The sequence below is a fragment of the Streptomyces sp. NBC_00390 genome, assembly GCF_036057275.1.
Lineage (GTDB): Bacteria > Actinomycetota > Actinomycetes > Streptomycetales > Streptomycetaceae > Streptomyces.
This window is the reverse complement of the sequence record NZ_CP107945.1, coordinates 4,433,501-4,445,331: the sequence shown is the minus strand read 5'-3', so window position 1 is coordinate 4,445,331 and position 11,831 is coordinate 4,433,501. Positions and strand designations below refer to the sequence as shown.

Below are 11,831 nucleotides of genomic sequence, written 5' to 3'. Positions count from 1 at the left end.
GCCATGCGAGATCCGCTGTCCGTCCTCACGGATGCCTTCACCTCCTTCCTGTTCGGAAAGGTGGAGACGACCCGCCTGCCCGTCCGTACGTCGACCGGGCAGGCGCAGGCCGTCTACCTGCCCACCGCCGCACCCGGCCTCGGCGACTCGGGCGTGATCATCGGCCGCGAGGTCTACAGCGGCAAGGGCTACATCTACGATCCCTTCCAGCTGTACGGGCAGCAGCTCCCCGCCCCCCACTGGCTGGTGCTCGGCGAGTCCGGCAACGGCAAGTCGGCACTCGAGAAGACGTATGTCCTGCGGCAGTTGCGCTTCCGCGACCGCCAGGTCGTCGTGCTGGACGCACAGGGTGAGGACGGCGTCGGCGAGTGGAACCTCATCGCGCAGGAGCTGGGGATCACCCCCATCCGGCTGGACCCGATGACGGCCCTGGACGGCGGGATCCGTCTCAACCCGCTCGACCCCGCCATCACCACCACCGGCCAGCTCGCACTGTTGCGCACCATCATCGAGGTGGCGATGGGCCATGGCCTCGACGAACGGGCCGGTTTCGCGCTGAAGGTGGCCCACGCGTACGTCACCGAGACCATCACCGACCGCCAGCCCGTCCTCACCGACATCGTCGAGCAGCTGCGCCACCCGGAGCCCGAGTCGGCCGAGGCGATGAACGTCGCCATAGAGGACGTACGGGCCTGGGGTCTGGACGTCGCGCTGGTGCTGGACCGGCTCGTCGACGGTGACCTGCGCGGCATGTTCGACGGTCCGACGACCGTCGGCATCGACCTGGACGCGCCGCTCATCGTCTTCGACCTCTCGCACATCGACCGCAACTCGATCGCGATGCCGATCCTGATGGCGATCGTCGGCGTCTGGCTGGAGCACACCTGGATCCGCCCCGACCGCAAGAAGCGCATCTTCCTGGTGGAGGAGGCGTGGCACATCATCAACAGCCCGTTCGTCGCCCAGCTCTTCCAGCGGCTGCTGAAGTTCGGCCGGCGGCTCGGTCTGTCCTTCGTGGCGGTCGTCCACCATCTGTCCGACGTGGTGGACGGGGCGGCGGCACGGGAGGCCGCGGCGATCCTCAAGATGGCGTCCACACGGACCATCTACGCCCAGAAGGCCGACGAGGCACGGGCCACCGGGCGCGTGCTCGGCCTGCCGCGCTGGGCCGTCGAAATCATCCCCACGCTCACCCCGGGCATCGCGGTGTGGGACGTCAACGGCAATGTCCAGGTGGTCAAACACCTGGTCACCGAGGCAGAACGGCCCCTGGTCTTCACCGACCGGGCGATGACGGAGTCGTCCGCCCCGGACCTGCCGGAGCACGTGCAGGCCGCCGAGTGGGAGGCGGAGCAGCGCGCGGCCCTGATCGAGCAGCACAAGCTGGACGAGTCGTCCGAGTCGACGGTGGCGTGAGATGTACGAGGGTCGGCAGGGCCGCCAGTACGGCGGCCGGAGACCGGAGAACGAACGAGGCATCCCCGACGGCCTGTTGGTCGGACTGCTGAGCTTCCTTCTCGGACTGACAGTGCTGGTCTGGACGGCCACGGGGCTGGCCGGCCTGCTGGCGCACGGGGTCTGGCCCACCGGCGTCACGTTCGCCGACACGCCGCACGCGATGCGGGCGCTGGTCTCGGCCCCGCACGACCTGGCGGCCGCCTGGCCGTCCACACCGCCCGCCGAGCTGTCCGGGTACGGGCTGTTCTGGGGACTGGCCATCGGCGAGTTGATGGTGCTGGTGGTCCTCACCGTCTTCACGCTCGGCACTCTGGCGCGCTGGCGCGCGGTCCGGGCGGCGGCGCGCGAGGGCAGGACACGGCGGACGGTGGGCGCGGCTCCTGCCGGGGAGCGGCGCGTCCAGGAGCGCGGCGCTCCCGCCGGGGAGGCGGAACCCGCCGTGACCGCGGGGACCACCCCGTACGGAGAGGTGCTCGACGCGCCCGCCGAGCGGGCACCGGACCGGGCCACCGTTCCCCTGGACCCGGACCCGGCCAGCTCCCGTGCCGCCACCGTCCCGCCGCTCGGGCCCCACCCCACCGTCCCGGCCCCCCGTACCCGAACGCCTCACGTCTTCTACGGCGACCGGGCCACGCGCCGCCCCATCACCGTTCAGGCGCTGCGCGACGCCGAAGGGCCCGTCCTGGTGATCACCTCGGACCCGACGGTATGGGCCGAGACCAAGGACGCCCGCGCCAAGCTCGGCCCCGTACTCGTCTACGACCCCGGGCATCTGTGCGACACGCCGGCCCGTCTCCACTGGTCGCCCACCGCTCACTGCGAGGACGCCGGGACCGCCGCCGACCGCGCCGCGGCCCTCCTCGCGCCCGTACGGCCGAGGGCCTTGATGGACGCGGCCATGGCGGACACCGCCGAGACCCTGCTGCGTTGCTGGCTGCACGCCGCTGCCGTGGACGGTCGCCCGTTCAAGCAGCTCCACCGCTGGGCCCAGGGCACCGCCGCCCATGAGCCCGTACGCATCCTCCGTACGCACCCCAAGGCCGCGGGCGGACTCGCCGGACTGCTGGAGTCCGCGCTCACGGCGCATCCCGAACGGCGGGAGATCGCGCAGCAGTTGACGGTCCGTGCTCTCTCCGCGCTGTCGTCGGTCCATATCCGTGACGCCTGCACCCCAAATCGAACTGATTCGCTCGCCTTGGAATCATTCGTAAACGAAGGGGGCACCCTTTATGTGGTGGGTGAACCGATCGAGGACCCCCGTACCCACCCGGGCGGGATGCCGCTGCTGACCGCACTCGCCTCAGACGTGGTCGAGCACGGCCGCCGCATGGCCGCACGGTCATCCGACGGTCGGCTCGACCCACCACTGGCGCTCGTCCTCGAGGACGTCGCGGCCGTCGCTCCGATTCCCCGCCTCCCGGAGCTGCTGACGACCGGCCAGGACCACGGCCTGCCGACTCTGGTCCTGCTCCGCTCCCAGGAACAGGCACGCGCCCGCTGGAGCGATCCCCTCACCCGGTAGGTGCCGTCCGGCGAGAACACCCCGCCGTACAACCCTTTTGCCTCACTGACGGTCAATCAGGGCGCCAGGAAGGAACGGGCCCTTTCCGGATGCCCCCCGCACTCGCCCGGTCATCCTTGAGCCAAGGAGCCGCTCGTGCGCAAGTACCGTACGGCCGCCGTCGCCGCGGCCGCATTTCTCCTGACGGCGGGAGCGGCCATCGCCGCTCCCGCCGCATACGCCGGTACCCCCGGCGGAACACACGCAAGTGACCGCAACAGCGATTTCAACGGCGACGGCTACGAGGACGTGCTCATCGGCGCACCGGGCGGAACCCTCAGCGGGAAGAAGGGCGCGGGGTACGTGACCGTGCAGTACGGCGCGTCGACGGGTATCGGCACCCGCCGCGCCGCCGTCGTCAGCCAGTCCACTGCCGGGGTACCCGGCGCCGCCGAGACGGGCGACGGATTCGGAAAGGCCGTGGCCACCGGCGATCTCGACGCGGACGGCTACGACGACGCGATCGTGGGCATCCCGGGCGAGGACATCGGCACGGTCAAGGACGCGGGCGGGATCACCATTCTGTGGGGGTCGTCGCGCGGACTGTCCGGCGCGAACAGCGAATGGCTGGAGACCGCGGATCCTACGGAGGGCCAGCAGTTCGGCAGCGCGGTCGCCGCGGCCCGATTCAGCCCCGACACCCCGGGTGACCAGCTGGCCGTTCTCCAGCGCGACAACCTCGAGCTGTACGCGTACGACTCCGTCCCGCAGCCGCAGTCCGCGCCGCTGGAGCGCACTGCTCGGACCCGCCTCTCCGCCGGGGCACAAGCGCGCGACATCCTGCCCAGGTCCCTGACCACCGGCGACTACGACGACAACGGTCTCGCCGACCTCGTCGTCTCGGGAGTCACCGCTGGCCCGGAGGAGCCAGGTCACGGCTGGTCGTCCTTCTACTCCGGTCAGGTACAGGGCCTCGTGTACGAGCGCGATCTGCGCGGCGGCCCGGTCGCGGCCTCCGGCGACATCAACAACGACGGATACGACGACCTCGTGACCGGCGAGCCGCACAGCCCCAACGACGGTGGCGACTGGATGACCGGCGGCCAGGTCGGCGTCTACTACGGAAGCCCCGACGGGCCGCTCGGGATCGACGGTGCGGACAGCCCGCCCCAGTGGTGGACCCAGAACTCGCCCGGAGTCCCCGGCACGGCCGAGCGCGCGGACGGCTGGGGCACCGACCTCTCCGTCGCCGACACCAACGGCGACGGGTACGCGGACGTGGCGATCGGGGCAGCCGGCGAGGACATCGGCACGGTCGCGGACGCGGGCGCGGTGTGGGTGCTGCGCGGCGCGGCCGGCGGACTGACCGCCACCGGCGCAAAGTCGTGGGACCAGAACTCCGCGCAGGTGCCGGGCGCCGCCGAGAAGGGTGACCGCTGGGGCGGCCAGGTCAGGCTGACCGACCCTAACCGGGACGGCCGCTTCGGCCTGCTGGCCTCGGCTCCCGGCGAGAACACGAGCGACGGCGTGGTGTGGGTGCTCTCGGCCGGATCGGGCGGGGTCACGGCTTCCGGCTCGTGGACGTACGGCGGCGGCTCGCTCGGCGCCCCGTCGCTCGACGCGGCTTACGGGGCCTCGATCGACGAGTAGTCCGGACACAGCACACCGCTGCAGGCCAATGGGTCTGCCGCGGTGTGCTGTTCCACCTCCGACGACGGTCCGGGGCAAGCGCGCTACTCCTTGAGTGGACCACCAGGGCGCCGGATCTCGTACTCACGCGCCATGCCGTCCCCCGGGATGGGTTCGGGTTCGCCGCTCGGGACGAAACCCATTCGGCGGTAGACGGCTTCAGCCCTTCCGTTGTCCGTGTGGAAGATCAACCGCACGCGCTCGACGGCCGGCTCGTCCAGCGCCCATGACCACTCGATCCCCGCACGGAAAAGTTCGTCGGCCAGCCCCGAGCCCCGCGCCTCGGAACGCACGAACACCCCGACGACGTGCGTCTGCTCGACGATCGCGGCCTTACCGATCCGCGGCTCGGCCCCGGGGTGCTCCACCAGCACCGAAAGGGTGCCGTCCCAACGACCGTCCGGCGCCTCGGCGATGAACTGAATCACGTCCTGACCCGCGGCGGCGGACGAGGTTCTCTCCTGCCAGAACGAGTCGGGCTGCGCGAGAGCAGTCTCGTACGTCTCGTGAAACGCTATCGATGACAGCGGGTCCTGCAGGGCGGCGAGCCGAAGGTCACGAACCTTCGCCCACTCCTCGGCACGCACGGGGCGGATGACATGTTCCATCCCCCGATACTCGCGCCGGCCCCCGGCCTCGGGCAACGCAGTTTCCCGGGGATCGCCCTGAACGCAAAAATGCCTCAACCCCCGGACAGGGTCCGGGGGTTGAGGCTAAAGATTGTTCGGCGGCGTCCTACTCTCCCACAGGGTCCCCCCTGCAGTACCATCGGCGCTGAAAGGCTTAGCTTCCGGGTTCGGAATGTAACCGGGCGTTTCCCTGACGCTATGACCACCGAAACTCTATGAAGATGTCGAACTCCAGCCGACCGACACCCGCAAAACGGGGGTCTGGCGAGTTCGTTACTTCAGAACTGACACAGTGGACGCGAGCAACTGAGGACAAGCCCTCGGCCTATTAGTACCGGTCAACTCCACCCATTACTGGGCTTCCATATCCGGCCTATCAACCCAGTCGTCTACTGGGAGCCTTACCCTCTCAAGGAGGTGGGAGTCCTCATCTCGAAGCAGGCTTCCCGCTTAGATGCTTTCAGCGGTTATCCTTTCCGAACGTAGCCAACCAGCCATGCCCTTGGCAGGACAACTGGCACACCAGAGGTTCGTCCGTCCCGGTCCTCTCGTACTAGGGACAGCCCTTCTCAAGACTCCTACGCGCACAGCGGATAGGGACCGAACTGTCTCACGACGTTCTAAACCCAGCTCGCGTACCGCTTTAATGGGCGAACAGCCCAACCCTTGGGACCGACTCCAGCCCCAGGATGCGACGAGCCGACATCGAGGTGCCAAACCATCCCGTCGATATGGACTCTTGGGGAAGATCAGCCTGTTATCCCCGGGGTACCTTTTATCCGTTGAGCGACGGCGCTTCCACAAGCCACCGCCGGATCACTAGTCCCGACTTTCGTCCCTGCTCGACCCGTCGGTCTCACAGTCAAGCTCCCTTGTGCACTTACACTCAACACCTGATTGCCAACCAGGCTGAGGGAACCTTTGGGCGCCTCCGTTACCCTTTGGGAGGCAACCGCCCCAGTTAAACTACCCATCAGACACTGTCCCTGATCCGGATCACGGACCCAGGTTAGACATCCAGCACGACCAGAGTGGTATTTCAACGGCGACTCCACCTGAACTGGCGTCCAGGCTTCAAAGTCTCCCACCTATCCTACACAAGCCGAACCGAACACCAATATCAAACTGTAGTAAAGGTCCCGGGGTCTTTCCGTCCTGCTGCGCGAAACGAGCATCTTTACTCGTAGTGCAATTTCACCGGGCCTATGGTTGAGACAGTCGAGAAGTCGTTACGCCATTCGTGCAGGTCGGAACTTACCCGACAAGGAATTTCGCTACCTTAGGATGGTTATAGTTACCACCGCCGTTTACTGGCGCTTAAGTTCTCAGCTTCGCCCTGTCGAAACAGAGCTAACCGGTCCCCTTAACGTTCCAGCACCGGGCAGGCGTCAGTCCGTATACATCGCCTTACGGCTTCGCACGGACCTGTGTTTTTAGTAAACAGTCGCTTCTCGCTGGTCTCTGCGGCCACCCCCAGCTCAGAGTGCAAGACTCATCACCGGTGATGGCCCCCTTCTCCCGAAGTTACGGGGGCATTTTGCCGAGTTCCTTAACCATAGTTCACCCGAACGCCTCGGTATTCTCTACCTGACCACCTGAGTCGGTTTAGGGTACGGGCCGCCATGAAACTCGCTAGAGGCTTTTCTCGACAGCATAGGATCATCCACTTCACCACAATCGGCTCGGCATCAGGTCTCACCCTGCATGAGAGACGGATTTGCCTATCTCTCGGGCTACACCCTTACCCCGGGACAACCACCGCCCGGGCTGGACTACCTTCCTGCGTCACCCCATCGCTTACCTACTACAGATCTGGGCCGGCGGCTCCACCACTCCCCCTCACTCCGAAGAGATCAGGGGCGGCTTCACGGCCTTAGCATCGTCTGATTCGATATTGGGCGTTTCAAAGCGGGTACCGGAATATCAACCGGTTGTCCATCGACTACGCCTGTCGGCCTCGCCTTAGGTCCCGACTTACCCTGGGCAGATCAGCTTGACCCAGGAACCCTTAGTCAATCGGCGCACACGTTTCTCACGTGTGTATCGCTACTCATGCCTGCATTCTCACTCGTGAACCGTCCACAACTCGCTTCCGCGGCTGCTTCACCCGGCACACGACGCTCCCCTACCCATCACAGTCCCCGTTGGGGGTACATACTGCAATGACACGACTTCGGCGGTACGCTTGAGCCCCGCTACATTGTCGGCGCGGAATCACTTGACCAGTGAGCTATTACGCACTCTTTCAAGGGTGGCTGCTTCTAAGCCAACCTCCTGGTTGTCTCTGCGACTCCACATCCTTTCCCACTTAGCGTACGCTTAGGGGCCTTAGTCGATGCTCTGGGCTGTTTCCCTCTCGACCATGGAGCTTATCCCCCACAGTCTCACTGCCGCGCTCTCACTTACCGGCATTCGGAGTTTGGCTAAGGTCAGTAACCCGGTAGGGCCCATCGCCTATCCAGTGCTCTACCTCCGGCAAGAAACACACGACGCTGCACCTAAATGCATTTCGGGGAGAACCAGCTATCACGGAGTTTGATTGGCCTTTCACCCCTAACCACAGGTCATCCCCCAGGTTTTCAACCCTGGTGGGTTCGGTCCTCCACGAAGTCTTACCTCCGCTTCAACCTGCCCATGGCTAGATCACTCCGCTTCGGGTCTTGAGCGCGCTACTGAATCGCCCTGTTCGGACTCGCTTTCGCTACGGCTTCCCCACACGGGTTAACCTCGCAACACACCGCAAACTCGCAGGCTCATTCTTCAAAAGGCACGCAGTCACGACATACAAGCAAGCTTGCATGCGACGCTCCCACGGCTTGTAGGCACACGGTTTCAGGTACTATTTCACTCCGCTCCCGCGGTACTTTTCACCATTCCCTCACGGTACTATCCGCTATCGGTCACCAGGGAATATTTAGGCTTAGCGGGTGGTCCCGCCAGATTCACACGGGATTTCTCGGGCCCCGTGCTACTTGGGTGTCTCTCAAACGAGCCGCATGAATTTCAGCTACGGGGGTCTTACCCTCTACGCCGGACCTTTCGCATGTCCTTCGCCTATCCATACGGTTTCTGACTCGTCTCACGGCCGGCAGACCGTAAAAGAGAGATCCCACAACCCCCACGACGCAACCCCTGCCGGGTCTCACACGTCGTAGGTTTGGCCTCATCCGGTTTCGCTCGCCACTACTCCCGGAATCACGGTTGTTTTCTCTTCCTGAGGGTACTGAGATGTTTCACTTCCCCTCGTTCCCTCCACACTGCCTATGTGTTCAGCAGCGGGTGACAGCCCATGACGACTGCCGGGTTTCCCCATTCGGAAACCCCCGGATCAAAGCCTGGTTGACGGCTCCCCGGGGACTATCGTGGCCTCCCACGTCCTTCATCGGTTCCTGGTGCCAAGGCATCCACCGTGCGCCCTTAAAAACTTGGCCACAGATGCTCGCGTCCACTGTGCAGTTCTCAAGCAACGACCAGCCACCCGCCACCCCGCCCACAAAGGACGAGTTCACCGGGGCCGGCATCGCGAAGATAGGGACCGCAGTCCGTACCCTCAGACACCCAACAGCGCGCCAGGCGCCCTCGCCGCTCCCCTGCCGTTCCACGCTCCGAAGAGCAGTACTAGGAAGAAAAGACGGTCAAGTGCGCCGAATAATCAACGTTCCACCCATGAGCAACCAGCATCGGACGTTCGCCGATGTCCTGGCCTCTGACCGACCCGAGGGCCAGTAAGAAGTGCTCCTTAGAAAGGAGGTGATCCAGCCGCACCTTCCGGTACGGCTACCTTGTTACGACTTCGTCCCAATCGCCAGTCCCACCTTCGACAGCTCCCTCCCACAAGGGGTTGGGCCACCGGCTTCGGGTGTTACCGACTTTCGTGACGTGACGGGCGGTGTGTACAAGGCCCGGGAACGTATTCACCGCAGCAATGCTGATCTGCGATTACTAGCAACTCCGACTTCATGGGGTCGAGTTGCAGACCCCAATCCGAACTGAGACCGGCTTTTTGAGATTCGCTCCGCCTCGCGGCATCGCAGCTCATTGTACCGGCCATTGTAGCACGTGTGCAGCCCAAGACATAAGGGGCATGATGACTTGACGTCGTCCCCACCTTCCTCCGAGTTGACCCCGGCGGTCTCCTGTGAGTCCCCATCACCCCGAAGGGCATGCTGGCAACACAGAACAAGGGTTGCGCTCGTTGCGGGACTTAACCCAACATCTCACGACACGAGCTGACGACAGCCATGCACCACCTGTATACCGACCACAAGGGGGGCACTATCTCTAATGCTTTCCGGTATATGTCAAGCCTTGGTAAGGTTCTTCGCGTTGCGTCGAATTAAGCCACATGCTCCGCTGCTTGTGCGGGCCCCCGTCAATTCCTTTGAGTTTTAGCCTTGCGGCCGTACTCCCCAGGCGGGGAACTTAATGCGTTAGCTGCGGCACCGACGACGTGGAATGTCGCCAACACCTAGTTCCCAACGTTTACGGCGTGGACTACCAGGGTATCTAATCCTGTTCGCTCCCCACGCTTTCGCTCCTCAGCGTCAGTAATGGCCCAGAGATCCGCCTTCGCCACCGGTGTTCCTCCTGATATCTGCGCATTTCACCGCTACACCAGGAATTCCGATCTCCCCTACCACACTCTAGCCTGCCCGTATCGAATGCAGACCCGGGGTTAAGCCCCGGGCTTTCACATCCGACGTGACAAGCCGCCTACGAGCTCTTTACGCCCAATAATTCCGGACAACGCTTGCGCCCTACGTATTACCGCGGCTGCTGGCACGTAGTTAGCCGGCGCTTCTTCTGCAGGTACCGTCACTTTCGCTTCTTCCCTGCTGAAAGAGGTTTACAACCCGAAGGCCGTCATCCCTCACGCGGCGTCGCTGCATCAGGCTTTCGCCCATTGTGCAATATTCCCCACTGCTGCCTCCCGTAGGAGTCTGGGCCGTGTCTCAGTCCCAGTGTGGCCGGTCGCCCTCTCAGGCCGGCTACCCGTCGTCGCCTTGGTGGGCCATCACCCCACCAACAAGCTGATAGGCCGCGGGCTCATCCTTCACCGCCGGAGCTTTCAACCGCAGACCATGCGGCCCGCAGTGTTATCCGGTATTAGACCCCGTTTCCAGGGCTTGTCCCAGAGTGAAGGGCAGATTGCCCACGTGTTACTCACCCGTTCGCCACTAATCCACCCCGAAGGGCTTCATCGTTCGACTTGCATGTGTTAAGCACGCCGCCAGCGTTCGTCCTGAGCCAGGATCAAACTCTCCATGAATGTTTACCCGTAATCGGGTCGACACCACGAGAGCGGTGCGACAGGGAGGAATAGTCCCCGTCGCACACAGCGTCCTCGCTGTGTTTCTACAAAGGAACCCTGCCATCCGAAGATGGACGGGGTATCAACATATCTGGCGTTGATTTTTGGCACGCTGTTGAGTTCTCAAGGAACGGACGCTTCCTTTGTACTCACCCTCTCGGGCTTTCCTCCGGGCGCTTCCCTTCGGTCTTGCGTTTCCGACTCTATCAGACTCTTTCGTGTCCGATTCCCGGCCGGCGGGGCACTTTCCAGTTCCACGCTTTCGCGTTTCCCTTTCCGGCGAGTCCGACTCTATCAGATCCTTTCGGGCCTGATTCCCAGTCAGCGGGAGCTGTCTTTCCGGCTGTTGGGCCGTTCCGACGTCCAAAACTCTAGCGGATTTCCCAGGCGACTCATAATCGAGCCCTCGAAATTGATTTCGGCATGCCGAAATCATCCCGACCAGGAGTTCGTGCTGAGTTTGGTTGCCGCATCAGCGGCGTGAGTGGCCGTCGCAGAACCGTTCCGGTCCCGCGACAACTCGAAGAACCTTACGGACCGGCGAGGGCCGTGTCAACCTCCGCCGTGTGACGTTCTACTCCAGGTCGGTGAGCCTGCCGCCGGCGTCCGGCTGAGTGTGTTCCACCCGGCGCAGTACGCGGATCAGCAGCTCGCCGAGGACAGCCCGCTCGGCGCCCGAGAGGTCCTGGAGCAGGTCCTCCTCGAAGTTCGTCGCCATGCGCATCGCTTCGAGCCACTTCGTGCGGCCCTCGTCCGTCAGCTCCACGATCACGCGGACCCTGTTGGTCTCGTCCCGGTCGCGGGTTACCAGTCCCTCGGCCGCCATGCGGTCGATGCGGTGGGTCATGGCGGCCGGGGTCAGACCGAGGCGCTTGGCGAGTTCCCCTGGGCCCAGGCGGTAGGGGGAGCCTGCGAGCACGAGTGTCTTGAGGACTTCCCACTCGGCATTGCTGATGCCCAGGGCGGCCACCTGGCGGCCGTACGCGACGTTCATCCGGCGGTTGAGCCGGCCCAGGGCAGACACGACCTTCTCGACCTGGGGATCCAGGTCGCCGAATTCGCGCTGGTAGGCGGCGATCTGCTCGTCGAGGCCAGGCTCCTGGGGGCCGGGCGACGCAGGGCCGTCAGGGGTCGCAGTAGGCATGCGCCGAAGTATCGCACGGGCTTGATTGGCGTCGAAGTCCTTCGATGTGTACTGTTGACGTTCTAACTTTACTGTTGAAGTCTTGAGACTTCAGTCCTC

Annotated in this window: 5 protein-coding genes and 3 rRNA genes; 3 read left to right on the top strand and 5 right to left on the bottom strand. The window is 64.3% G+C overall.

What is annotated here, in order from left to right; genetic code table 11:
• The first annotated feature begins 3 nt into the window (after nucleotides 1-3).
• From OHS70_RS19435 to OHS70_RS19425, 3 genes are all read left to right on the top strand, one after another.
• Nucleotides 4-1,416, top strand: coding sequence for an ATP-binding protein (locus OHS70_RS19435; RefSeq protein ID WP_328399054.1), 1,413 nt, complete (start codon nucleotides 4-6; stop codon nucleotides 1,414-1,416).
• Between the two features lies 1 nt (nucleotide 1,417).
• Nucleotides 1,418-2,980 carry a type IV secretory system conjugative DNA transfer family protein gene (locus OHS70_RS19430; protein ID WP_328399053.1) on the top strand — a complete coding sequence of 521 codons (1,563 nt, stop codon included), beginning with the start codon at nucleotides 1,418-1,420 and terminating at the stop codon, nucleotides 2,978-2,980.
• A gap of 135 nt (nucleotides 2,981-3,115) precedes the next feature.
• Nucleotides 3,116-4,609, top strand: a complete 1,494-nt coding sequence (locus OHS70_RS19425) for an FG-GAP repeat protein (RefSeq protein WP_328399052.1) — start codon at nucleotides 3,116-3,118, stop codon at nucleotides 4,607-4,609.
• 83 nt (nucleotides 4,610-4,692) lie between these two features.
• Here OHS70_RS19425 and OHS70_RS19420 read toward each other — a convergent pair whose 3' ends face one another.
• From OHS70_RS19420 to OHS70_RS19400, 5 genes are all read right to left on the bottom strand, one after another.
• Nucleotides 4,693-5,256, bottom strand: coding sequence for a GNAT family N-acetyltransferase (locus OHS70_RS19420; RefSeq protein WP_328399051.1), 564 nt, complete (start codon nucleotides 5,254-5,256; stop codon nucleotides 4,693-4,695).
• A gap of 114 nt (nucleotides 5,257-5,370) precedes the next feature.
• Nucleotides 5,371-5,487 (bottom strand): 5S ribosomal RNA (gene rrf, locus OHS70_RS19415).
• 98 nt (nucleotides 5,488-5,585) lie between these two features.
• Nucleotides 5,586-8,708: ribosomal RNA gene (locus tag OHS70_RS19410) — 23S ribosomal RNA — on the bottom strand.
• Nucleotides 8,709-9,020: 312 nt separating this feature from the next.
• Nucleotides 9,021-10,546 (bottom strand): 16S ribosomal RNA (locus OHS70_RS19405).
• The 16S, 23S and 5S rRNA genes sit together here, the layout of an rRNA operon.
• A gap of 616 nt (nucleotides 10,547-11,162) precedes the next feature.
• Nucleotides 11,163-11,732 carry a MarR family winged helix-turn-helix transcriptional regulator gene (locus tag OHS70_RS19400; protein ID WP_328399050.1) on the bottom strand — a complete coding sequence of 190 codons (570 nt, stop codon included), beginning with the start codon at nucleotides 11,730-11,732 and terminating at the stop codon, nucleotides 11,163-11,165.
• Between the last annotated feature and the right edge of the window lie 99 nt (nucleotides 11,733-11,831).

Coding starts and splice junctions, on each gene's coding strand:
- OHS70_RS19420 (WP_328399051.1), bottom strand. CDS start 5,256: ATGGAACATGTCATCCGCCCCGTGCGTGCCGAGGAGTGGGCGAAGGTT.
- OHS70_RS19430 (WP_328399053.1), top strand. CDS start 1,418: ATGTACGAGGGTCGGCAGGGCCGCCAGTACGGCGGCCGGAGACCGGAG.
- OHS70_RS19400 (WP_328399050.1), bottom strand. CDS start 11,732: ATGCCTACTGCGACCCCTGACGGCCCTGCGTCGCCCGGCCCCCAGGAG.
- OHS70_RS19435 (WP_328399054.1), top strand. CDS start 4: ATGCGAGATCCGCTGTCCGTCCTCACGGATGCCTTCACCTCCTTCCTG.